The sequence below is a fragment of the Alphaproteobacteria bacterium genome (genome assembly GCA_016699305.1).
In the GTDB taxonomy this organism is placed as follows: Bacteria; Pseudomonadota; Alphaproteobacteria.
In genome coordinates this window covers 191503-214155 of record CP064970.1, presented here as the reverse complement: position 1 = coordinate 214155, position 22653 = coordinate 191503, and the positions used below count along the sequence as shown (strand labels likewise).

Here is a 22653-nt window from a genome sequence, read left to right as displayed (position 1 = left end):
TTCGTTTTGGGCGTTGCGGTTTAGCCGCACTGGCGCTGTTTTCCCTGTCACCATGGGTAGCTCATGCTCAATCTGGTCAGGTGGTCATTCAGTCCAAGAACACAACGGCCAACACAGCTCCTAGTGTGGAGACATATAACCCGGAACGCAGGATACTTCCTCGTGAATGGCCGGGAGCCAACGAGCTGTCACCCGAGGCCATGTTGGGACATAATTCTAAGGCTAAAAAGGCCTCCAATCAGGGTATTCCGTCCCCCGTCAATTTGCTAAGGAACCCCGCAGCGCCTGCTGCCGTGCCTTCATCATCTATATCTATGCCCAGCGGCTACCGATCCCCCGAGACGCGCAGCTTAGTCGTCACGCGTCCGACATCGCAGTCCAGCATCGCTATTCCTACGGCACCTGAAGCTGCAGCCCAGGTACCTATGGGGGTTGATCGACCTGCCGCCACGCCCATCGCCCAGCCGATTGATTCCCGAGATCCCTTGGTTCTTGCCCGGCATAGACAAGATTCTTCGTCTGTACAGCCTTCTACCAAGCTCGACTCGCGCAGTTTGGATCAGGCCTTTCATAAAGCCATGGCGGCAACTAAGTCCGATTCCGTTGTGGCGGAACCTACACTTACACCCGCAGTCGCTCCATCTTTGAATCCTGTGGCATCCGCTGTGCCCAACAAGCCCCTAGAACCAGAATCGCCTAAGCCGATCCAGCCCTTGGAACCTCAGCTTGAGAATGCGGCACCCTTACCCACAGCCAAAACGGCTGATGCCAAGCCATCTGACCCAGCAATACAGTCAGCACCAGCCCAGCAGAGCATTGTGACACCGCCTGCGCCGCCACCTGTGGTGGCCTCGACCCCAGTTACACCCAAGGAAGCGACACCGGCTGTCGCTCCTGCTGTTCCTGAACTGCCGAGCAAGACGGATACGGCAGATCGTCCTGCCCAGATCGGACGCGGGTTGGATTTGCCTGTTGCGCCTTTAGCCACAGCTTTGATGAACGAGCCGCAGGTTTTGTCACCGCAAACAGCGGATGAGCCGGTACCCACGCCGCATTCGCGCAAACTGTTCACGCGTGGCGAGGGATCTGCGGCGGAGCCCGTTCCCACTTCGACCGAACCTGCTATGCGCGCCGCCCCCACTTTACCTGTGTCTAAAGAGACTGCCCCCGCAGCCGTCAAGGAATCTGCGGCGGAGAAGCCCGCGAATGATCCTAAACCCAACCAACAACAGGCAGACCGTTCAAATCCCGCAACACCACCGCCGGCGTCTCAGGTCGTTGCTGATGCCCCCTTGCCGTCCACACAACCTGATGCTCAACCGCAATTGGCACAGGAAGAACCGGCTACTAAGGCTGATGAATCACCGACTGCGGCCACAGCTGCCGCACCCGAGCCAAATGGACAAAAATTGCGGATACCTCGTCTGCCCAAGACAGCCGCGCCTGAGGCCAACATTCCCGATCAGGACAAGATGTTGGCCGCGCCCAATCCCAGTCTGCCGCCACCTCCTGTGCGAGACCTGGCCAAGCCCATCCCGCCTGTGCGCATGATATTAAACAAGAGCGGCGCATCACCCGTGCCATATAGCCCAGCCAGCCCTCAAAACAGCGTTATGCCAAATATTCAACCGACTGTGCCTCAGGCTAAGCCGGTGGCTCCACCGCAACCAAAACCACCCGCGATCGCGCCTAGCGCTCCTGCGCCTGCTACAGTGCCAACGGTCAAGCCTGAAACGCCGCTGGCACCGGCAAAAAGCACGGATAGCACCAGCATGGCGGAAAAACCCATGCAGCGTGTGCGTTTATCCTTCACGCCGGGGTCCGACAATCTTGGGGCAAACGGGGAAGATTCCTTGCGCGTCCTGTTGCGTTCGATGGAAGCCAACCAGTCCGCGCGTTTGACCATCACCGCCTATTCTTCTCCTGTGGGAGGCACCACTCAAGGTGCGCGCCGCCTGGCATTGTCACGGGGCTTGGCGGTTCGAGCCTTCCTGTTGAAATCCGGCATTTCCAGTGAGCGTATGGACATCCGCGCTCTGGGCACGCCGGTGGACAATTCGGATAAGGACGCGGACCGCGTCGAAGTCACCACATCGGGCTGACCGTCACCATTCAGCCTGCAGGGCGTGGGCGGTTATAGGATCTTGCGCACCCAACCGATGTCGTAAGGCACGCGAAGGTCGTCGGCTAACCTGTATTCGACAAGAGGCGCGCGGCTGAGGATTTTAGGAATCCAAGCGGCACCAAATCCATGCACGGCAAGGGAGACCAAAGCTTCGGCGGAGGGACTTTCGCACGGGGCGGACGATACCAAAGCGATGCCGCGCAGACCGAGCATAGCTTCTATCCATTGGCCATAGACAGTGCCGGGCGTGTAGCGCATCACCGGACCTTGCAATTTTCCTGCACGCATCTTGATGGTTTGACGTAAATCCGGAACGCCCATCAAGGCCAACACGTCATGCCCCACCACGTCCACCTGAAAGGCCGCCAAATCATCATCATGACTTGGCACTACGGGCAGCAAGAGGGAATCAGCCCGCCCCGCCTTTAATGCCTCGATACAGCCTGTGACCGAAGAAACAATTAGGGTCAGCGATGTGGATTGCCTCGTGCGCAACCAATCGGGCGCGAATCCCATAGCCAGTGTGTTGGTGGTGTAGATGCGGGTGGCGCATTCGTAATGGCTAGCCAAAGTCCCCAACACGCGGCGCGAATCCATCATGTCTTCGCGCAGACGGCGCGCGCGGGCCAGGAATTCTTGCCCCTCGGGAGTCATCTGCACGGGCCGCGTATGACGCACAAACAAACGGCATTTCAACCATTCCTCAAGCCGCATCACACGGCGGCTATAGGCGGATTGCGTTGTGCAACGCAAGGCAGCCGCCCGCGTGAAATTGCGGGTTTGCTCTAATGCCAGGAAATCTTCCAGCCACGCCAGCTCCATGATGCATAAAATGCATCATTGGATGAGTAATGACAATTGGAAATTTTAGATAATACGTAGGAAAAGAGCCTTCAGATTCATTACATGGAAAGATACAGAAATATGATGATGAACAATGTGCATCTAACTCCCGTGACATACCGAGACCAACCCGCCCTAGCGGAACTATTCGCCAAGGCGCGGCTGGCCGAAGATGAAGCCCTGATCCCGGGCTATATCACGCAGGCTATGGCCGAAGGCTATTTCGACAAGGCCATCACAAAATTTTTAGCCGGGCACTATGAGCCTTCCTGCATGATGAAGGCTCAAGAAGGCTGTCAGCTTGTCGGTTTTTTCATGGTGGGACGCGCAGACGATTATCCCGAGATCCGCACAAACTTGCCCGCAGCCATCTGTGGCGAGCTGCATTGGCTGTATCCCGACCCCACAAAAAAGCGCCAAGGCATCGGCCGCCAGCTTTTCGCCCGGGCAGCGACCGAGCTTTGTCGCCTGGGGTATAACGGCATGGTCATCAATGCCTTGCGCGACAAGCCGGGAACACAGGCCTTCTATACGGCCATGGGCGCGCATGTCATGGCCGAGCGAACCGAATACAACACCCGCAACGGCATCACTTTTGTGGTGCCCTGTCGGTTATTGGGAATGAATGTTGAGCCGGTGATGGCGGCATCGAGATGTCACGCCCCTATCCCATTTATTCCGTCCTACTCGGTTGCCTGAAAGGATCCCCCATGACCATAGAAATCCTACGTTTCGCAGCGATACAGCCTGGCCCTCATATGGTGGTGCTGGGGGCCGTCCATGGCAACGAGACCTGCGGCACGGCGGCCATCCGCACCATCGTGGACAGCTTGATCCGTAAGGACATCACCCTTGCACGCGGCGCGGTGACCTTCGTGCCGGTGGCCAATCCCTTGGCTTATGAGAGGGGCGTGCGATATATCGACCGTAATCTCAATCGCGACCTGCGCCGCCGCGCACGGCCTGTTCTGTACGAGGATTACTTGGGGAATATCCTGTGTCCGGTGCTGGAATCATGCGATTTCCTATTGGATTTGCACTCCTATCACTCGAAAGGGCCGGCCTTTCTCTTTGCCGGTCCGCCATCCCAGCGAGAAGACGCCTATCGAGCGGCCCTTGGACAAGAGACCGAAATTTATGGTTGGAGCGATGCCTATGCCCGTTTGCTGGGTAAGGTGGCCGAGACTGATGACCGCACATCTATCGGCACCACGGAATATGCGCGTCAATATGGGGCAACCGCCGTCACTTTGGAATGCGGCTGGCACAAAGACCCCGCATCTGTACAAGTCGCCATGACCGCCATCTTGCGCGCTATGTCTCACGCTGGCCTGCTGTCGTCAGTAAGAAAGGTCCCGCCCCGTCCTGCCCGGCTGCGCATCAGACTGGAACATGTCTATTGGCGCACAGATGGCGGCGAACTGGCGAAGGACTGGAAACACGCTGATTCCGTCAAAGCAGGAGACATATTAGCCATCCGTGCCGACGGAACTCCCGTCACAGCCCAGCAAGACGGTTACATCCTTCTCCCTCGGCACGATTGTCCGCTGGGCGAGGAATGGTTCTATGTGGGAACCCGGCAGCCGGCACATATCTCGGCAAGAGAGGCTTACGCCGCCTCGGCCTGACGGCGGTCTTTTTGCATGCCGGGAAAGACATCGTTAAAATCGCGGAAGAGGTCTTTATAGGTCTCGGGGAAGCGATAAAGCTTTTTCGTCGCGCCCTCGGGACGCACATCATAGGTCTGCACATCCTGCCAGCCACCCGGAGCCGGGAAGGCGTAATAGGGGTATTCGGTGGGGACGTTCTCGGCCAAGACCACATTGATCTTTTGGCCCAAGGAACGCGCGGCGGCGATGCGGTGCATGCCGTCATTGATCAGCCAGATTTTCTGGCCGTCTGCCTCAATCGACTCTTCCACGATGGGCGGCGTCATGGGAATGGGGCCTTCCTCTTCGCCGTCGCGTTCGATCCAGAACATGACGGCGCCTTCCAAGGCAAACACGTCTAAGCCCTGTTGCGCGAACAGGCGTTGCATGGCCATGGCATTGTCCAAATCCCGCTTCCACAGATAACGCTGAGCAGGAACCAGGCGATCCGTATCGACCTGCTGGATCAATGAAAGCCGCGCCTTTTCGTAGATCAGCTTCTGTCCATGTCCGCGCAAACGAGTCTGGGCCAAACGGTCCAGCGTTTCTTCCGCAGACATCATCTCCCAGCGCAGCAATTTCATGGTCGTCTCCTTTAGGATAGCGACAAGATATCAAGGCACCGTTTCACGTCAAGCTTAGTGATCGAATCGATGGTAAGGCTTGGTTTGGGTGCAGTTCCTGCTGACACCGCATTGACAAAGGCGGCTTCTTTATCGGCCCGATGCAACAGCCAAATCGTCTTCCAGCCTAAATTGATGGCCGGTCGGATATCGCTGTCATAGGAATCGCCAATCATTAGGCATGACGAAGGCTCACATCCCGCCGCGCGTGCGGCGTCTTGAAAAATACTGGGATCCGGCTTTTCACGCCCCAGCAGATAGGACATAAAGCGGTATTCGCTTTCAGCCAAATCACCAAACAGTCGATCAAAACTTTGGGCATAAGGAAACCAGATCGTCGAGATGAACCCCACGCGCATCCCGGCATTCCTAAAGTCCTGCAACAATTCCCTCGCGCCGGGTATAGGCTGGACATCATCCCCCGCTTGAGATTTCCAAACATGCTCGGAAGCTTCCAAGGCGGCGGGCAAGGGCACCACATAACGATCGGCCAGAAATTGCGCCAGAGCCTCGTAAGATAGTAACGGAGTCACCATCATCTGATGACGCAGGTCTTTTTGGGCAGCAGCGCTCAAACCTAGCTTCTCGGCCAAAGGATTAGAAGGCGCGGCAGAAATAGGCCCTTGCATCAGCGTCATGCCGATATCAAAGAAGATCATAGGCGGGGTGGTCACGATTCAGCCTGCCCTTTTTTCAGCCTCTGTTCCATGATCGCCAATTGCCGCCCGACATACAGCGCATGGCCGATATCTGAAATGGCGTTATCGCGGGATATTTGATTCTCCACCGACTCCGCCGTCTTCCCGCGATAGCGTTGCAGCGTCTCGCCGCCCATTTTGAGATCCACGACGATCTCGCTCGTCTCGTTGTCCGTCGTAAAGGTAAAATATCCGTTGGGATCTTCGCGCAGGATACGTTTGCCGGTTTCGCGGTCAAGTTCCAGATCATCGATCTTATTGGCCAGTATCTGTTGCGCCACGGCAAAGCGGTCTTGGGAGTCGGGATCAATGGAAATGGATTGGCTGACCACGGTGATGGGACCGATGGGCAATCCACCCGCTTTCTCAGCCACCTCGCGCTGCAAGGCAATCAGACCATAGACGTTCATCAGCCACGCGCTCATCACATTATGCAGTCGGAAAGTCGCGTTCAGAGTCAGATGCCCCTGGAACACACGAAAGAACAGACTGGCCAAACAAGGACGGCTGCGTTCCTCGGGAGCGAATAAATCTTCAGGGGTATGCCAGATAGAGATAAAAGCGCTGCGCTCGGAGGGAGATTCGGCCAGTTTGTTTGCAATGAATGTCACGGCATCATCAGTACGTCCATCTAGACCGGGCCACCCCCCGCGCATACGGCTGCCATAGGTGTACTGCACATCCTCGGGCACATCGCCGCACAAGAATTCTTGCTGATAGCGGGCGAATTTCTCGCGCGAATATCCATAGGGCCGCAAATCCTCGTCGCGGTCTTCGACAGGCTCGGTGATGACGACCTTCAAGTTTTGCAGCTCCAAGCGTTGCTTGGTGACACCCGCCACCGAAGGCACGCCAAAGCGCATGATGCGGCATACCACTTCTTCCCAAGCATCCAAGGGACGACGGCGCGTGATGGTATGGCTGCGCGCTTCGGATGGAAAGAAATTAGGCTTGAATTGCGGCAAGGGGGCCTCGATACGATCACGCGCGGCGGGAACCGGAGGCGGTAAGTCGCTAAAGAACGTGCCCACGCCTTGCTTGGTTTCCGGCAAAGAGGGCTTACCGTAACGCTTGATCTTATAATATCCCTGCAGCAGGCTGGGATCGAAATGGGAATCCAGCTTGCGATCGGTGCCACGAATCAACAAGCGTTTTTGCCCCATATCCTCGACCGGCTCCGCGCCCAGGGTCAGCAAATTCTCTAACTCGGCCCCCGCCTCGGTCAAGGGCTGGCCGAATATCAGCAGATGGCGGATTTGCGGATTCCACAGCAGATTGCGAATCATTTGGGCCAAGCCATCGCCGTATAAATTGGCGACTACGGCAATGCGCGATGTTTCAGGCCCCAGATCAATGCCCAGATTCTTCATATAGTCCACGGCGGTGTTCACAGGCGTCCACAAGGTGGCGACGCCGACATCGCCTGTGGGATTAATAAGATTCAGGCGTTCTTTGTAGTAAAGCGGCTCAAACGATAAAGGCGCGCTCATGCGGCCTCCGATTGCTTCTTACAGGCCTCGTCCATGCCGATGCGGCTGGCCAAGGGCAATTCCTGTTGCCGATATTTGGCGTCCTCGCGCGAGACATAAGGCTTGGAGGTGGCGGTTTTCAGCTCTTCGAAACTGAGGGCGCAAATCCGCATGCCAGGGCGCAATCCCAAAGGCAGACGACCGCAATTAAAGAATTCCAACACGATATTGCCGTCCCAACCGGGATCGATGGTGTGCGCCGTCGCATGAACCATCAGCCCCAACCGCGCCAAACTGCTGCGACCGTCCAAACGCCCCACGATATTCGTGGGCAATTTCACACGCTGCAAAGTGACGCCCAAGGCAAAATCGCCCGGATGCAAATAGAAAATGTCATTGGCGGTGATATGGACATCGTCCATCAGATCCGCCACCTCGTCGGTCGGCTTACGCCCGTCCAAAGGCATCAGATCGACGCCGGACGCGCGGCCCGGCACGAAGACTCGGAAATGCGATCCCAGCTGCAAGTCCAACGACACCGAGCCTAGATAGTTATCCCCGGGCCTGGGTGTGACCACAACCTCACCCGATTCCATGAGTCGTTTTATATCGACATCGGAAAGTCTCATTTTCGCCCCGTGTACGCGGTCAATTCGTTTGGGATTTGCTCACTTTTCCCGGGGCGCGTCAAGCTTGGACAAGGTCGCGCCAGAGGCCTGGATGGCCGATTGAGCCTTACGCTTATGCAGATTGGAACGCAAGGCAGAGGCCAACTTAGCTTGTCGTTGAGCTTGGGCGGTTTTGGCCGGTGTTTGGGCAGTTCGTGAAACTTTCTCATTCGTCATAAAACCTTGTATACCCTATCCCCATGCCTGTACGAAAGCTGACCGTCACCGAAGATGAGACCGGCGTCCGATTGGACCGCTGGTTAAAGCGTCATGTGCCCGAACTGACACAGATATGGCTGCTGCGCCTGCTGCGCGAGGGGCAAATCCGCGTCGATAGCCGCCGCGTGAAATCGGGGGAACGCCTGCAGGCGGGCCAGATCGTGCGCTTGCCGCCCTTTCTCAGCGACGAGTCTTCCTCGGTGGCCGACAAAGCGCGCATGTCTTTGCCGCCGCGTTTGGCTCAGGACTTGCGCGAACGCATCTTGTTTCAAGACGACGACCTGCTGGCCCTGAACAAGCCCGCCGGACTTGCCGTGCAAGGCGGAACAGGGCAGACCACCTCGCTGGATCGAGTGATGGCCGCCTTATTGGGCCAACCGGTGCATTTGGTCCATCGGCTGGATCGTGAGACCAGCGGAGTCTTATTGATCGCCCTGAATCCCTTTGCCGCCGACAAACTGGCCAGCGCCTTTCGCGGACGCGAAGCGCATAAAGCCTATTGGGCCATCACACGCGGCGTGCCGCAACCTGATTCCGGCCTGATCGACCAATTCCTGTTCCGCAAAGGCAAGGTGATGATGATCGCGCGCGGCAAGGACCTGGAACAGGCCCAATCCGCCCGCACCCTCTATCGCGTTTTGGATTCGACGGAAAAGACCGCCCTGGTCAGTCTGTGGCCGCAAACCGGGCGCACCCATCAATTGCGCGCGCATCTGCGCTTTATGAAGGCTCCGGTTCTGGGCGACTTGATGTATGGCCGCCCCGATCAAAAGGAAAAGAGCATGTTCCTACATGCCCGCCGCCTGGTCCTTCCTCATCCGCGCGGCGGCAAGCTGGACATCCAAGCCCCCCTGCCCGACCCCTTCAGCCTGATGCTGACCCAACTGGGCCTAACACCCCCCACGGACGAACCTGAGCCCCCCTTCGATCCGTCATGCCGGATGTTCCCGAAGTAATGGGCTAACCCTTTTCCCCCGGCACTCCAAAGCCGCTGCGGGCGATGGCGGGCGGGGCTAGGTGGCCGGTGGCGGCGCGGGCGCCTTGCCATAGGTGCAGTTTGGTTTCGCGCGCATCGGCTTTGCCGGGGATGGGTAAGCCCTTATCAAGGGCAAAGACGATCAGATCGCGCATGCCGCCGCCCGGCGCGTATTTTTGCAGCATGACGCCTCGGCCACGCGCCATTTCCGGCAAGTCCGCCAAAGGAAAAATCGCCATCTTGCGGTTGGTGCCAAGGACCGCGACTTGATCGCCCCGGGCGGGAATAAGCCACAAAGCACGCGCGCCATCGGCCAGATTCATCACCTGCTTGCCCACACGGGTTTGCGCCAACACATCATCGGCAGGCACCAGGAATCCGCGCCCGTCGCTGCTGGCGGCCAGCAATTTTCCGCCCGGCTCATGACGAATCAAGGCGGTGATATCGACATCAGGCGCCATGTCGATCATCAGGCGCACCGGCTCGCCAAGGCCACGGCCGCGCGGCAGCTTGTCCACAGCCAGCGTATAGAGGCGTCCATCGCTGGCCAGCAACAGCAGTTTGTCGGGCGTCTCACAAGTCAGCGCGAAACGCGCGGCGTCGCCTTCTTTGTATTTAATCTCGCTGATATCCGCGATATGGCCACGCGCGGCGCGGATCCAGCCTTTTTCCGAGCAGAACACCGTGACCGGCTCGCGCTCGATCACTTCGGGAATCTCGACTTCAGCCGGAGCCTCGGCCAATTGGGTGCGGCGTTTGCCTAGCTTGGTCTTTTTGCCGTATTTCTCGGACGTAGCCAAGATTTCCGCGTCCAGTTTTTTCCAGCGTCGGGGTTCGTCCGTCAGCAGGGATTCGATATCCGCGCTCTCGGCGTCCAAGCGGTTCTTTTCGTCGCGCAAAGATTTCTCTTCCAGACGGCGCAACGAACGCAGACGCATCTCCAAGATCGCCTCGGCCTGATTCTCCGTCAGGCGAAAGCGCTGCATCAAAGCCTGTTTGGGTTCGTCCTCTTCTCGGATGATACGGATCACCTCGTCCAGATGCGAATAGACGATCAGGTATCCGGCCAGGATTTCCAACCGCGCGCGCAAGGCCGCCAAACGATGGCGTGAACGGCGTTGCAACACCTCCATGCGGTGGTCCAAGAAGGCGCGCAGCACTTCCTTGAGGTCCATCACGCGCGGCACGCCTTGGGCGTCCAGGACGTTCATATTAAAGGGTATGCGGGATTCCAGATCGCTGGCGCGGAAGACGGATTCCATCAAAACCGTCGGTTCCACCGTGCGGCTCTTGGGTGTCAGAATCAGGCGCACATCTTCGGTCGATTCGTCGCGCACATCGTCCAGCAAGGGCAGCTTGCGTGTGGTGATATGATCGGCCAATTGCTCGATCAATCGGCCTTTGGCGACCTGCCAGGGAATCTCCGTCACTACGATCTGCCACGCGCCGCGCGCCAGCTGCTCCACCTCCCACCGCGCGCGCAGACGGAAGCTGCCATGGCCGGTGCGATAGGATTCGACAATCGCCGCTCGGTCCTCGACCAGGACGCCGCCTGTCGGGAAATCGGGGCCGGGAATCAGTTTGGCCAGTTTGTCCAAACCCGCATCGGGCGTGGCGATCAAATGACGCAACGCCTCGCATATCTCGCCCACATTATGCGGCGGAATGCTGGTGGCCATGCCCACGGCGATGCCCGATGACCCATTGGCCAACAGATTGGGGAAAGCGGCTGGCATAACAATGGGTTCTTGGGTTTCGCCGTCATAAGTGGCGCGGAAATCCACCGTGTCCTCGTCGATGCCGTCCAGCAACGCCTCGGCAATGTCCGTTAGACGTGCCTCGGTATAGCGCATCGCGGCGGCGTTATCGCCGTCCAGCGTACCGAAATTGCCTTGGCCCTCGATCAACGGATAGCGCAGATTAAAATCCTGGGCCAAACGCACCAAAGCATCATAGACAGCCACATCGCCATGAGGATGAAACCGGCCGATCACTTCGCCCACCACGCGCGCGGATTTACGCGGCGGCGTGGATGGCGACATTTTCAGCTGACGCATCGCGTATAGCAGACGCCGATGCACCGGCTTTAACCCATCGCGCACATCGGGCAAGGACCGCGACATGATCGTGGACAAGGCATAAGACAAGTACCGCTCACCCAATAAATCGGCAAACGGACGTTCAATGATCAAGGATTCGGCGGATGATGCTTTCATGGCGGCGCATCATGGCGTCTGATGGCGAGCGGGTCAACCGGAGATATGGCCGTATTTGCAACGAGATTTAACTTGTCTTCTTGACGATTATGAAAGGTTTCTTAGTTAAAAGCATGAGAAAGACCAGGGATATCCTCGGACAGGAGTGGCTGTATGAATAACCTAAGCGGCAGAAGCTTTCTTCAAATTATGCTCTTGATAGGCTTGGGCAGCGCTCTGACCTTTGGAATGATCTATTGGAGGATCACCAATGTGCCGCCCACTACAGCAATCGTCATCGGCATCATGGTTGGCCTGGTCTTTGGCGTGGGCATCGGCTATCACGCACAGGAATATGCTTTATCACTCGGTTCCTCGGGACAGCCGGGAGACCCATCCTTGCACCTGCAATTACTATTGGGTCGCATGGGGTATCGCGTCGAGACGCGCATGCAGCATATGATGACCTTCAAACCGACATTAAAGGCTGGCCTATTCGCCGACCGCATCCGCGTGGAATTCCTGGGCAGTCAGATGAATGTCTCCGGGCCGCGGCATCACATTACACGCCTGCAAAATGATATGGGTGGCTAAAACGGCGCATTAGCGTTTGTTTAAGGATATCGGCTCTTTCCTTATCTGTGGGAAAGCAGCAATGAACGGACGTCGCCATGAATGAAGGTGAAGTGATTGCCTTATGCCGCGAGACGCTGATCGTCTCGGCTAAATTGGGCGGACCCTTGATGTTGCTGGGGCTGGTGATCGGCACGCTGATTTCCATTCTCCAGACGCTGACCCAGATTCAAGAAATGACCGTTTCCTTCGTGCCCAAGATGATCGCCATCTTCGGCGGCGCGTTGCTGATGCTGCCCTATATGCTGGCCACGCTTAGCGATTTCACGCACGCTTTGGCCGAGCGTATGATCACCGGCGGCTAAGAGTCATGAATTCCCTGCTGACCTTCGATCCTGCCCAAATGATGGGGCAACAGGTCTTTCCCTCTCTGCTTCTGTTCGCGCGTCTCGGATCCATGCTGATGGTCATGCCTGGCATTGGCCAGGTTTTTGTGCCGGTGCGCATACGCCTATTGGTGGCCTTGTCACTCGTGGTTCTCATGATGCCGCCGCTGCGCGGCGTGTTGCCCCCTCAACCCGAAGGGTTGGCGGAGCTAACGGCTTTGATCGTGGGCGAATGCTTGATCGGGATATTCATCGGCACTTTGGCGCGAATCATGCTCTCGGCTCTTGATACGGCGGGTAATGTCATCGCCTACCAAGTGGGCTTAAATAGCGCGGCGATCTTCAACCCGGCCATGGCCGGTCAAGGTTCGCCCCCGGCTGCCATCATCGGTATGGCGGGCGTGTTGTTGTTCATGGCGGCAGACCTGCACCACATGATGCTGCGCGCCTTGGCGGACAGCTACACCACGCTTAAGCCCGGAGCCGCCCTGCCAGTTGGGGAATTCAGCCTGGGTCTAGCCCGGTTGGTCGGACAAACCTTTATGCTGGGCTGCGAATTGGCCGCGCCTTTTTTGATCTTGATGACGGTGCTGTATGTCGGCTTTGGCGTGATCGCTCGGCTGATTCCGCAGATTCAGGTTTTCTTCCTGGCCCTGCCTGCCCAGGTTTGGTTAGGACTGGTGATGATGACTGTGACGATACCGTTGATCCTGGTCGCTTGGCTGCAGGCTTTCCCTGCGGGGATGTCGGTCGCGCTGGGTGGGACGGCCCCCTAAGCCGGGCTAAAAGACAGCGCGTTATTCCCGCAAGATCGCGTTGACGCACGCGCACCGCATATCCATTCAAGCGCAGGATATTCGTGACCGCCGCCGCCTGACCTTGGCCGATCTCAAGCGCCAATAGGCCACCAGGTTCAAGCAAAGCGCGGGCCGATTTAATCCAACGACGATAAAACATCAATCCATCGGAACCACCCACCAATGCTTGATGCGGATCATGTCCGCGCACTTCGGGGGCCAACCGCGCCACATCGGCCCGGGGAATATAAGGTGGATTGAACAGGATCACATCAAACCGAGCGAGCTTGGCCAGCCCTGAATGACCATCCATGACCGCAAAGGCGCACCGGTCCGACAAGCCGCTCAGCCGAGCATTCAAGCGCGCCATGGCCGCCGCGCCGGGAGCGATATCCACACCCAGCCCCCAGCCAAGGGGAATCTCGGACAGCAAAGCCAGCAGCAGACACCCCGAGCCGGTGCCGATATCCAGCAAACGCAAAGGCGCGTCATGCGCGGACAATTCGCCAAGAACAGCTTCCACCAAAGACTCGCTATCCGGGCGCGGCGACAATGTGTCTTGGTTCAAACGCAGATCCAATGTCCAAAACGCGCGGCGGCCCAAGATGCGATCGACCGGTTCATGAGCCAAGCGGCGATCCACCAAACGCGCGATGCGTTGCTGTTGAGATTCACTCAATAACATATTGCCATGCAGGGCCGTTTGGCCCGACTCCAAGCCCAAGGCGGCGGCGGCCAGGATACGCGAATCCAATTGCGGATCGGGAATCCCGGCGGCCTTTAATGTCGCCCGCGCTTTGGCCAATACCGCAGATAAGGTCGTACCATCGGCGTTCAAGACCGCAGCGCCCCCGCAATATGCGCGGCCAGATCGCCGGCAGAGACAGTCTGTTGCACGCCGCTGCGCATATCCTTAAACGTCGCCTGACCTGAGGCTTTCTCATTCGCGCCCATCATCACGACAAAGCGGATGCCCGCCTTATCGGCATAGCGCATTTGCTTGTCCATCTTGGCGCCGGGCTGTAGCCATGCTTCCGTGTTGACGCCTTGTTTGCGCAAAGCCGTGGCGATAGACAGATAATCCGAGGCCAAGCCCTCGTCCAAACGCGCCACCAGCACCTGGACCGTGCTGTCCGCCGCGCCGACAAGTCCCGCTTCCATCATCTGTTCAAACAAACGTGTCGCGCCGATCGATATGCCCACGCCCGGTAAGGTTGATTTGGTGTAGTGGCTGGCCAGATCGTCATAACGTCCACCCGAGCAGACGCTGCCGAAATTCTCGTGGCCCTTGATGTGGGTTTCATAGACCGTGCCGGTGTAATAGTCCAAGCCGCGCACAATGGACAGGTTCAACCGCGCGCGATCCTCGCTGACACCCATGGCCTTTAGGTCCGCCGCCACACGTTCCACTTCTTGCACGCCGGTCACAAAAAGCGGATGGTCGGATTTCCATGCGCGTAAGGCGGCTAAGGCATCGGACGTGCCCGAACGGATGCTCATCAACTCCAGCAACCGCGACCGCGCGGCCTCGGCCATGCCCAGTTTGGCAAGGTTTTCAGACACAACATCCGGGCTTAACTTATCCAGCTTGTCCACCTCGCGCAGGGCCAAGGTCTGCGCCTCGCCTTCGGGCACATCCAATGACGAAAGAAGGCCTTTCAGCAGTTTGCGATTGTTATAGCTGATGACGAAATCGCCCACGCCCAACTCGCCAAAGATATGGTTGATGATGGCGGGCGGCTCCGAGTCAAAGCCGATATCCAGATGATCCTTGCCGATGATGTCGATGTCACATTGATAGAATTCACGCTCGCGCCCTTTTTGCGCCCGCTCGCCGCGATAGACGCGCTGCATCTGATAGCGCCGAAAGGGAAAGTTCAATTCACGCTCATGCTGTGCCACATAACGCGCAAGCGGCACGGTCAGGTCAAAACGCAGCGCCATATCCGGCGTGTCTCCCTGCTTCAAGGATCCCGTGGACTGCACGAAATAGACCTGCTTTTCCGTCTCGCCGCCGGACTTGGTCAGCAGCACATCGGTCAATTCGAAAACCGGCGTTTCAATCGGCAGAAAGCCAAAGCGTTCATAGCCGCATCGGATGGTATCCATCAGATGTTGAAAGGCAATTTGCTGACGCGGCAGCAGCTCTAACGTCCCTGACGGCAAACGCGGGGTTACACGTTGAAGTGTTGGGTTCTGATCCATTTTGGTATATCCTTCCCGAATATTCGTCTGCCACTCGCCAGGGAGGGCCGGAGACATGGAACAACAAAAACAGCGCGAGGTGAAGAGCCTCGATGACGCGAAGCCTCTGGTGACCGTTGTGGGGCTGATGAGCGGGACTTCCCTGGACGGCGTGGATGCCGCGATCATCCGTACCGATGGGCGCGAGGTGATCGAGCCTTTGGGCTTTGCCACACTTCCTTATGATGCCGCATTCCGCCAACGCCTGCGCTCATGCCTAGGTGGCAAGCAGACAGAACAAATTCCGGAAATCGAACAAGATTTGACCGATTTGCATGCAAAGGCCGTGCGGCATTTGCTGGACCAGATGAAACTGGACACATCCGATATCGACCTGGTCGGCTTTCACGGCCATACGCTGGCGCACGATCCCGCGCACCGTTTTACCTGGCAGATTGGCGATGGCGACCGATTAGCGGCGGATCTGAACCTGGCCGTGGTCAACCAGTTCCGCCAGCATGACGTGGCCGCCGGCGGCCAAGGCGCACCGCTTGTGCCGTTATACCACCAGGCGCGTTTAGGCAAACAGGGGCGACCTGCAGCGATCTTGAATATCGGCGGCGTCGCCAATGTAACATGGCTGGGATTGGGCGAGCGGGACATCATGGGATTTGATTCCGGCCCTGGCGGCGCTTTGCTGGATGATTGGGTCATGCGCCATACAGGAATGCCCTTTGACCGCAACGGCCAGCTGGCGCGCCAAGGGAAAATTCACCACGACCAACTAAATACTTGGCTGGATCAACCTTATTTCCACCGCGCGCCGCCCAAATCTTTGGACCGCGATGAATTGCATACACCAGGGCTGGAATCGCTGTCACCCGAAGACGGTGCCGCCACCTTGACCGCCTTCAGCGCGCGCGCAATCGGGCGCTGCCTGAGCCATCTGCCCCAACGACCAAGCGCGCTCTATGTCACGGGCGGCGGGAGGCATAACGCCTATATGGCAGAGATGATTTCGACCGCATGCGACATGCCCGTCGCGGCAGTGGAGACTCTGGGTTGGAACGGCGACGCCCTTGAGGCCGAGGCCTTTGCCTGGATGGCCGTACGCAGCGTGAACCATCTGCCGCTTTCCGTACCCGAGACCACCGGCGTACCCGAGCCTATGACCGGCGGCGTCATTCATATGGCAGCGTAAAACGCCCCTTACCCCGCATTATGGAGATGCTCGGCTCATTGGGCTGAACACCTTCATAGAGGGCACCGTTGTCAGGCGCTGGCGGCCAGAGCGGTAGGCATACGCAAAACGCGGTCGAGATAGCCGCCCACAGCGCTTTCCATATCCTGGAAATGATCGCTGAAAAAGTGCCCCGCTTCGGGGATCACCTGGTAGTCGATCATCACTTCTTTTTGACGAGACAGTTTCTGTACCAAGGCAGCCGTGGACGTCTCCTCGGCAATGTCATCCCTGCCTCCTTGTACAATCAGCCCCGAGGCCGGACACGGAGTCAGAAAGTTAAAGTCCAAACGGCCAGCAGGCGGCGCAACCGATACAAAACCGTCGATCTCGGGACGGCGCATCAGCAGCTGCATGGCAATCCAAGCGCCGAACGAGAATCCCGCCACCCATACCGAACGCGCATTGGGGTTGGCAGTTTGCAGCCAATCTAGAGCCGCTGCCGCATCGCTAAGCTCGCCTTCGCCCCCGTCATAACTGCCCTGACTGCGACCAACGCCACGAAAGTTGAAACGTAACGTGGCAAAATCACGCTGAGCAAAGCTGTTGAACAGCGAGTAGACCAGCTTGGTGTTCATGGTCCCGCCATATTGGGGATGGGCGTGCAGCACCAACGCGATGGGAGCGATCGGAGAACGACCAGGGCTGTAGCGACCTTCTAGGCGGCCAGCTGGCCCCGTAAAAAGCGTATCAGGCATGCTTCCCTCCACGTGCGTTGATGGTTACCGGACAAGGACAGTCAGATCCACCGTTTTTCGACAATGAGGCATGGAAGTGGCATTTATTTCCGCACCGTTTCATTCGTTGCCAGCCTTATCCGCACTCTGCAGAACGACCGGCCCATACCGTCTTCAGTGTCTGTCCGTACGAGAAGTCAGCAGACATTTGGCCGCCATCCATTCCGGAACCAGACTACACCGAAGTCAGAACGTTATACAGTGCCGAGGAGTTTACTTCCAGCGTTAAGATATGGTTAAACTGGACTTTTGTCTGCGTGACAAAATGTCGCGCAATATGGGCTTGATTTCTATCCACATTTGAGAAAACAACCAAAGAGTTGACAACCTGGCCAACAGATTTACTTTGAAGGTCGCGCACTTGTTAACGTTTCGAACAGAGGAGCATCACCATGGCCGAACAACGGCTTTGCTTTCAAGCCGAGGTCGCCCGGCTGTTGGACATTGTCGCCAACGCCTTGTACAGCGGCCGCGATGTTTTTCTGCGCGAATTGATCTCGAATTCGGCGGATGCGTGCGATCGGCTACGCTATGAGGCCCTCACCCGCCCCGAATTACTGGACAGCGATCCTGCGTTCCGTATCCGCATATCCGTGGACCCTAAGGCGCGGACGCTGAGCGTCATCGACAACGGCATCGGCATGAACCGGGACGAGCTGATCGAAAATCTGGGCACCATCGCCCGTTCCGGCACGGCGGATTTCATCGACAAGGCGGCGGGGGCGGCGGATGCTTCGAACCCATTGTCGTTGATCGGACAGTTCGGCGTTGGATTCTATTCGGCCTTCATGGTCGCCGAGATGGTGGAGGTGACCAGCCGCCGCGCGGGCGAAGAGCAAGGATGGAGCTGGCGTTCGGACGGTAAGAGCGATTTTGTGGTCAGCGAGGCCGAACAATCGCCGCGCGGCACATGCGTCACTTTATACCTTAAGCAAAATGCCGATGAATTCCTGACCGAGGAACGCATCAAGCACATCGTCCATACCTACTCGGACCATATCGCCGTTCCGATCCTGTTGGGCGAGGACGACACGGCCCCGATGATCAATCGGGCCAAGGCGCTTTGGATGCGGCCCAAATCCGAGATCAGCGAAGACGACCTGCGCGAATTCTATCACCATGTGGCCCATAGCTTTGACGAACCGGCGCTGACCGCCCATTGGCACGCCGAAGGCCGCATGGAATACACGGCCTTGCTGTTCGTGCCTTCGTCGCGCCCCTTGGACCTGTTCGATCCAAAGCGCGCCCATCGGGTGCGGCTGTATGTCAAGCGCGTGTTCATCACCGAGGCCGCGCAGGGCCTTATTCCTCCCTGGCTGCGTTTCCTGCGCGGCGTGGTGGACAGCGAGGACCTCCCCCTCAATATCAGCCGTGAAATGCTGCAAGAGGACCCCATCTTGCACCGTCTGCGCGGTGCCATCACTCGGCGCGCGCTGCAAGAATTAGAACGCTGCGCCCAGGACAAGCCGGAAACCTACGCAAATATCTGGGACAATTTTGGCTCGGTGCTAAAGGAAGGTCTGTACGACGACACGGGCGGCGAATACCGCGACACGCTTTTGGGCCTGCTGCGATTCCGCACCACCACCTCGCCCGACCAGCCGGTTTCCCTGACCGATTATATCGGGCGCATGAAGCCTGGACAGGATGCCATCTGGTTCATCACGGGCGACGACGCGCAAACCTTAAAGCGCAGTCCGCAGATTGAGGGATTCCGCGCGCGGGGAATCGAGGTTGCCTTGCTGACGGATCCCGTGGACGATTTTTGGATCAGTATGGTTGGAGCCTTCCAGGACAAGCCGTTCCGCTCGGTCACGCGCGGCGATGCGGATTTTGTCAAAATGGACATGGACTCGGGCGCGAAGCGTGATGACAAGAAAACCGACGAAGCCGCCCCCGCGCAAGACGATTCATCGCGCGATCTAGCCCCCTTGTTGACTCTGATGAAAGCCACCTTGTCGGACGCCGTCAAAGACGTGCGAGCCTCGGCGCGGCTGACCGAAAGCGCGGCTTGTCTGGTGGCCGATGGCGGCGATCTGGACATGCATCTTGAAAAACTGCTGCGCATGCACAAACAATTGCCCGACCCGGTCAAGCGCGTGTTGGAGATCAACCCCGGCCATCCCTTGGTGCAAGCCATGCTGACTCGCGCCCAGCAAGGCCAAGCGGATCAACACATGACCGACTCGGCCTGGCTGCTACTGGATCAAGCCCGCATCCTGGAAGGCCTGCCCCCACATGATGCCGCCCTTTTCTCGGCACGGTTAGATCGGTTGCTGACGGGGAGTGTGCAGGATCAATAAAAGAGGTTTTTCGGGGGGAGCTGCTTACCCCACACGCATCGTAACAAATTCTCAACCATTTAGGGAAAAAATGGACTCGGACAGTTTATCTATAAGGCGGGGACCCCATGCCCTTGACCATCGACACCGATGTGTATCGCAATCCGCTCTCCTATAGTCAGGCGACTGAAGACGTCAGCGGAGAGAACATCTTGAACGCCCGGGCCATCGGCACGCTGACGGCGGATCGAACACGTCTGACCGTTGTCAGCGCCCTCACAAACAAAGATCGCGTCGATCACTTCAGCTTTCGCCTCAGCGCATCGACACAAGTGGGCCTGACCCTGACCACCAGTAGAACAGATGATGAGAGCGTCGTTGATACCTCAACTCGGCCTCCTGTTCGAGTCGAAGTCCTACAAAATGGCCGTGTCATCGCCGACAGCGAAGCCACCAGCGGCGACCTAAAGACAGCCTATGACAAGATGAGAGCGGACAAATTCGATATGGCCGCCGGAAATTATGTTCTGCGCACCACGCGCGAGACAGGCGGCGACGTTTCAAAATCTCCCTCTTATGCCATTCAGCTGAGCGCGGGCAAATTCAGTAAGGACTATGACACCGTGGAAACACCCGCCTCAGAATTCCAGAAAACTTCGATCTCCACATCCACAGGCACCTCCATCGCCAATATGGTGGGCGATGCTCAAGACCCAAGAGACGGTTACAGCTATAATTATTATACCTACATTAACGTCTTCGATTATTTCGTCTAAGGCGTCTGATCTTACCACCCGTCATATTTTTGATGATCCAACGCCTTGATCTTTCGGTGCTGCAGCACTTGACGCACAATCACAGGGGGGCCTCGCCCCCCTGGACCCCTCATTGCAACAGCGCTATGCAGACGCTACACTAGGGCCGGGATTGCGGTACAGGCTGGGAAGCCGATGACCGCACAGGGTAACGGGGGGCGCGGTCTTCTCGCTTGAGAAGGCTGCGTTTCCGTAAAGCATGGCAAGGCCACAAACAGCATGAGGCGAACCAATCAGCGCGGTATAGCCATAGCGCCGATCTTGTTCATCGTGGCGATTCTAGCTGTCCTGGCCGCTGCCATTGCGGCGGGGTCGGGCGCGTTCAATGGTGATATCTCGGCGGTTAAACTCAAAGCCCAAGCAACGGCCATTCTTGGATATGTCAATGAGTTGCAAATCGGCGTGGATAGAGTGATTGCTAAGGGTTGCACCGATACGGAAATCAGCTTTGAAAACCCTATCGACAACGGCTATACAAATTCAAATGCACCATCCGATAAATCCTGTCATGTCTTTGATGTTAATGGCGGCGGTATTGTCTGGAAAAATCCACCATCCGGGATTGATTTGAGTTCCGTTCCCTTAAACTATCAATCATATGTGTTTACTGGTTATATGAATCTCATGGGAGGTGCAGTCACGAATAATGCTGCGAATGGCGATATAGCAATACTTCTGCCCGGGTTAAGTGATGATATATGCAATGCAATAATAAATTTAGGTGGTAATAATAGTACTTACGGCGCTGTAGTACTCAATAAATTTGTGGGCATCTATTCTTCTTGGGGCACTGGGGAACATGGTCAATTTGGATGTATAAATTTGTCTATGCCAAATGCTGGAACACCAGGATTGCCGCTGGGTCTTCACTACTTCTTCTATGTGCTGCATAACAGAACAGTTTGGGGGGGGTAGCGGGAGAAACTAGCCGCGACTGCTGGCTTCCTCGTTCCCCTGCCGAACCATCTTTTGACTTTCCCGTTTTAACGGGCCGTGGATGGCCTGAAAGGGGCTGGATGCTCCTTGCCCCCTAGCTTTTTTCCCTACAGCCTCTTCCTTGCCCCTCCTACGGGCCTCTATGGGGCTGTTCGAGGTGAACGGTGGTTCAGCCTTCGCCCTGGAGACCGTCTTTTGACTTTTGGCGGTTTCGATCCCTCTAACGGTTGGTTTCTTTCAAATATCCTGGATGGCTGGTTTGCGGGGACTGAATGAAATTGCTATGGATTGGGGGTGGTACAGGCTGCGAAGCCGATGATCGCACAGGGTAACGGGGGGCACGGCTCTCAAGGGGGCCGCGTTTCCGTCAAGGACGGGCACAAGACAGGGAGCATGAGACAAACCCATCAGCACGGCATAGCCATTGGCCCGATCCTGTTCATCGTGGCTCTCCTGGCCGTCACCGCCTCTGCCATTGCGGCAGGGTCGGGTTCGTTCAATGGCGATATTTCCACCGTCAGCGCCAAAGCCCAGGCATCCGCCATTCTCCAATATGCCAATGAAGTGAAATTTGCTGTCGAAAGAGTGCTAGCGAAAGGCTGTACAGATACACAAATCAGCTTTGAAAATCCTTTTGTCAGTGGCTATGAGAATCCGAACGCGCCATCCGATAAATCCTGCCATGTCTTTGATGTCAATGGTGGCGGCATTGTTTGGAAGAAGCCTGATGATAATATCTACAGTGCTATTAAAACAGGTTACACGAATGGGTATTGGGTTTACCATGGGAACTCGTGTGTTGGTGGCGTTGGCTCAGCCAGTGGCGGGTATCAGGGTGGGCCTTCTGCTGGGTGCCGTTCTGACTCAAGTCCCGCATCTCTTGTCATGGTCACGCATGACATCAAGCCAAGTGTTTGTAACGCACTTAATACTATGCTTGGCGTAGATATCTTAAGTTCTGGGAATAATTACTCTAGTGGCATTTGGGGGAGTTTAAACCTTTATTTTCACGGTTCATACACAAAGGATAATGAATCTGGGTATGACGCCAAGGCAACTATCGGTAAAATGATGGGATGTGGACAGGCACGTAATGCAAGTGGGTACACCTATTTCCGTTCAGTTCTTGTCCCCCGCTAATCATGCGGCCTTCTCGTTACCCTGCCGAGCCGTCTTTTGACTTTTGGGTTTTAACGGGCCGTAGATGGCCTGAAATGGTCTGGATGCTCCTACCCTAG

21 protein-coding genes and 1 pseudogene are annotated in these 22653 nt (G+C 57.0%); 12 read left to right on the top strand and 10 right to left on the bottom strand.

All coding sequences use genetic code 11. The features are described 5' to 3' along the window. The first annotated feature begins 200 nt into the window (after positions 1–200). Positions 201–2102, top strand: coding sequence for an OmpA family protein (locus IPI58_01045; GenBank protein QQR69303.1), 1902 nt, complete (start codon positions 201–203; stop codon positions 2100–2102). A 32-nt stretch (positions 2103–2134) separates the two neighbouring features. Here IPI58_01045 and IPI58_01040 read toward each other — a convergent pair whose 3' ends face one another. Beyond that, positions 2135–2947, bottom strand: coding sequence for a LysR family transcriptional regulator (locus IPI58_01040; GenBank protein QQR69302.1), 813 nt, complete (start codon positions 2945–2947; stop codon positions 2135–2137). Between the two features lie 102 nt (positions 2948–3049). Here IPI58_01040 and IPI58_01035 point away from each other — a divergent pair, with 102 nt between their 5' ends. Together IPI58_01035 and IPI58_01030 are read left to right on the top strand one after the other, a co-directional pair. Beyond that, positions 3050–3667, top strand: coding sequence for a GNAT family N-acetyltransferase (locus IPI58_01035; GenBank protein ID QQR69301.1), 618 nt, complete (start codon positions 3050–3052; stop codon positions 3665–3667). 11 nt (positions 3668–3678) lie between these two features. Continuing rightward, positions 3679–4596, top strand: a complete 918-nt coding sequence (locus tag IPI58_01030) for a succinylglutamate desuccinylase/aspartoacylase family protein (GenBank protein QQR69300.1) — start codon at positions 3679–3681, stop codon at positions 4594–4596. Here the strand turns inward: IPI58_01030 and IPI58_01025 are convergent. From IPI58_01025 to IPI58_01005, 5 genes are read right to left on the bottom strand one after another with little or no spacing between them, the layout of a single operon-like run. Then, complete coding sequence (locus IPI58_01025) at positions 4578–5201, bottom strand: hypothetical protein (GenBank protein QQR69299.1); 624 nt, start codon at positions 5199–5201, stop codon at positions 4578–4580. The two genes, IPI58_01030 and IPI58_01025, sit on opposite strands and share 19 nt — an antisense overlap. A gap of 11 nt (positions 5202–5212) precedes the next feature. Continuing rightward, positions 5213–5914, bottom strand: a complete 702-nt coding sequence (locus tag IPI58_01020) for an HAD family hydrolase (protein ID QQR69298.1) — start codon at positions 5912–5914, stop codon at positions 5213–5215. Further along, on the bottom strand, positions 5911–7428 hold the full coding sequence (locus IPI58_01015; protein ID QQR69297.1) for a hypothetical protein: 1518 nt from the start codon (positions 7426–7428) through the stop codon (positions 5911–5913). The genes IPI58_01020 and IPI58_01015 overlap by 4 nt, the downstream gene beginning before the upstream one ends. Next, complete coding sequence (gene dcd / locus IPI58_01010) at positions 7425–8036, bottom strand: dCTP deaminase (GenBank protein ID QQR69296.1); 612 nt, start codon at positions 8034–8036, stop codon at positions 7425–7427. Before dcd ends, IPI58_01015 begins: the two co-directional genes overlap by 4 nt. A gap of 39 nt (positions 8037–8075) precedes the next feature. Then, positions 8076–8252, bottom strand: a complete 177-nt coding sequence (locus IPI58_01005) for a hypothetical protein (protein ID QQR69295.1) — start codon at positions 8250–8252, stop codon at positions 8076–8078. A gap of 23 nt (positions 8253–8275) precedes the next feature. Between IPI58_01005 and IPI58_01000 the strand changes: the two genes are divergently transcribed. Then, a complete protein-coding gene (locus IPI58_01000; protein QQR69294.1) occupies positions 8276–9250 on the top strand; it encodes an RluA family pseudouridine synthase in 975 nt (324 codons plus the stop codon). A gap of 4 nt (positions 9251–9254) precedes the next feature. Here IPI58_01000 and parC read toward each other — a convergent pair whose 3' ends face one another. Further along, positions 9255–11486: a DNA topoisomerase IV subunit A gene (gene parC, locus IPI58_00995; protein ID QQR69293.1), complete on the bottom strand. Its 2232-nt coding sequence runs from the start codon at positions 11484–11486 to the stop codon at positions 9255–9257. 153 nt (positions 11487–11639) lie between these two features. On the opposite strand from parC, the gene IPI58_00990 reads away from it, so the two are divergent. From IPI58_00990 to fliR, 3 genes are all read left to right on the top strand, one after another. Beyond that, positions 11640–12059: a hypothetical protein gene (locus tag IPI58_00990; protein QQR69292.1), complete on the top strand. Its 420-nt coding sequence runs from the start codon at positions 11640–11642 to the stop codon at positions 12057–12059. A 77-nt stretch (positions 12060–12136) separates the two neighbouring features. After that, a complete protein-coding gene (locus IPI58_00985) occupies positions 12137–12403 on the top strand; it encodes a flagellar biosynthetic protein FliQ (protein QQR69291.1) in 267 nt (88 codons plus the stop codon). Between the two features lie 5 nt (positions 12404–12408). After that, a complete protein-coding gene (gene fliR, locus IPI58_00980) occupies positions 12409–13200 on the top strand; it encodes a flagellar biosynthetic protein FliR (protein ID QQR69290.1) in 792 nt (263 codons plus the stop codon). Here the strand turns inward: fliR and prmC are convergent. Continuing rightward, positions 13196–14026, bottom strand: a pseudogene (gene prmC, locus IPI58_00975) (peptide chain release factor N(5)-glutamine methyltransferase). The gene fliR and the pseudogene prmC overlap by 5 nt on opposite strands. 29 nt (positions 14027–14055) lie before the next feature. Continuing rightward, entirely contained in the window at positions 14056–15426 is a 1371-nt protein-coding gene (locus tag IPI58_00970) for a histidine--tRNA ligase (GenBank protein ID QQR69289.1), read from the bottom strand. A 55-nt stretch (positions 15427–15481) separates the two neighbouring features. Between IPI58_00970 and IPI58_00965 the strand changes: the two genes are divergently transcribed. Beyond that, positions 15482–16606, top strand: a complete 1125-nt coding sequence (locus IPI58_00965; GenBank protein ID QQR69288.1) for an anhydro-N-acetylmuramic acid kinase — start codon at positions 15482–15484, stop codon at positions 16604–16606. A 71-nt stretch (positions 16607–16677) separates the two neighbouring features. Here the strand turns inward: IPI58_00965 and IPI58_00960 are convergent, their stop codons facing one another. Further along, the gene (locus IPI58_00960) at positions 16678–17343 is read right to left on the bottom strand and encodes an alpha/beta hydrolase (GenBank protein ID QQR69287.1); all 666 of its coding nucleotides are present in this window, start codon (positions 17341–17343) and stop codon (positions 16678–16680) included. A 431-nt stretch (positions 17344–17774) separates the two neighbouring features. On the opposite strand from IPI58_00960, the gene htpG reads away from it, so the two are divergent. From htpG to IPI58_00940, 4 genes are all read left to right on the top strand, one after another. Further along, a complete protein-coding gene (gene htpG / locus IPI58_00955) occupies positions 17775–19685 on the top strand; it encodes a molecular chaperone HtpG (protein QQR69286.1) in 1911 nt (636 codons plus the stop codon). Positions 19686–19792: 107 nt separating this feature from the next. Further along, complete coding sequence (locus tag IPI58_00950) at positions 19793–20440, top strand: hypothetical protein (protein ID QQR69285.1); 648 nt, start codon at positions 19793–19795, stop codon at positions 20438–20440. A gap of 258 nt (positions 20441–20698) precedes the next feature. After that, positions 20699–21394, top strand: a complete 696-nt coding sequence (locus IPI58_00945) for a hypothetical protein (GenBank protein ID QQR69284.1) — start codon at positions 20699–20701, stop codon at positions 21392–21394. Between the two features lie 414 nt (positions 21395–21808). Then, positions 21809–22555, top strand: coding sequence for a hypothetical protein (locus IPI58_00940; protein ID QQR69283.1), 747 nt, complete (start codon positions 21809–21811; stop codon positions 22553–22555). Positions 22556–22653: the final 98 nt, after the last annotated feature.

Bases quoted from the DNA above. Each gene is read 5' to 3' on its own strand.
- IPI58_01045 (QQR69303.1), top strand. From the start codon at position 201: ATGTTGGGACATAATTCTAAGGCTAAAAAGGCCTCCAATCAGGGTATT.
- IPI58_01040 (QQR69302.1), bottom strand. From the start codon at position 2,947: ATGGAGCTGGCGTGGCTGGAAGATTTCCTGGCATTAGAGCAAACCCGC.
- IPI58_01035 (QQR69301.1), top strand. From the start codon at position 3,050: ATGATGATGAACAATGTGCATCTAACTCCCGTGACATACCGAGACCAA.
- IPI58_01030 (QQR69300.1), top strand. From the start codon at position 3,679: ATGACCATAGAAATCCTACGTTTCGCAGCGATACAGCCTGGCCCTCAT.
- IPI58_01025 (QQR69299.1), bottom strand. From the start codon at position 5,201: ATGAAATTGCTGCGCTGGGAGATGATGTCTGCGGAAGAAACGCTGGAC.
- IPI58_01015 (QQR69297.1), bottom strand. From the start codon at position 7,428: ATGAGCGCGCCTTTATCGTTTGAGCCGCTTTACTACAAAGAACGCCTG.
- dcd (QQR69296.1), bottom strand. From the start codon at position 8,036: ATGAGACTTTCCGATGTCGATATAAAACGACTCATGGAATCGGGTGAG.
- IPI58_01005 (QQR69295.1), bottom strand. From the start codon at position 8,252: ATGACGAATGAGAAAGTTTCACGAACTGCCCAAACACCGGCCAAAACC.
- IPI58_01000 (QQR69294.1), top strand. From the start codon at position 8,276: ATGCCTGTACGAAAGCTGACCGTCACCGAAGATGAGACCGGCGTCCGA.
- parC (QQR69293.1), bottom strand. From the start codon at position 11,486: ATGAAAGCATCATCCGCCGAATCCTTGATCATTGAACGTCCGTTTGCC.
- IPI58_00990 (QQR69292.1), top strand. From the start codon at position 11,640: ATGAATAACCTAAGCGGCAGAAGCTTTCTTCAAATTATGCTCTTGATA.
- IPI58_00985 (QQR69291.1), top strand. From the start codon at position 12,137: ATGAATGAAGGTGAAGTGATTGCCTTATGCCGCGAGACGCTGATCGTC.
- fliR (QQR69290.1), top strand. From the start codon at position 12,409: ATGAATTCCCTGCTGACCTTCGATCCTGCCCAAATGATGGGGCAACAG.
- IPI58_00970 (QQR69289.1), bottom strand. From the start codon at position 15,426: ATGGATCAGAACCCAACACTTCAACGTGTAACCCCGCGTTTGCCGTCA.
- IPI58_00965 (QQR69288.1), top strand. From the start codon at position 15,482: ATGGAACAACAAAAACAGCGCGAGGTGAAGAGCCTCGATGACGCGAAG.
- IPI58_00960 (QQR69287.1), bottom strand. From the start codon at position 17,343: ATGCCTGATACGCTTTTTACGGGGCCAGCTGGCCGCCTAGAAGGTCGC.
- htpG (QQR69286.1), top strand. From the start codon at position 17,775: ATGGCCGAACAACGGCTTTGCTTTCAAGCCGAGGTCGCCCGGCTGTTG.
- IPI58_00950 (QQR69285.1), top strand. From the start codon at position 19,793: ATGCCCTTGACCATCGACACCGATGTGTATCGCAATCCGCTCTCCTAT.
- IPI58_00945 (QQR69284.1), top strand. From the start codon at position 20,699: ATGAGGCGAACCAATCAGCGCGGTATAGCCATAGCGCCGATCTTGTTC.
- IPI58_00940 (QQR69283.1), top strand. From the start codon at position 21,809: ATGAGACAAACCCATCAGCACGGCATAGCCATTGGCCCGATCCTGTTC.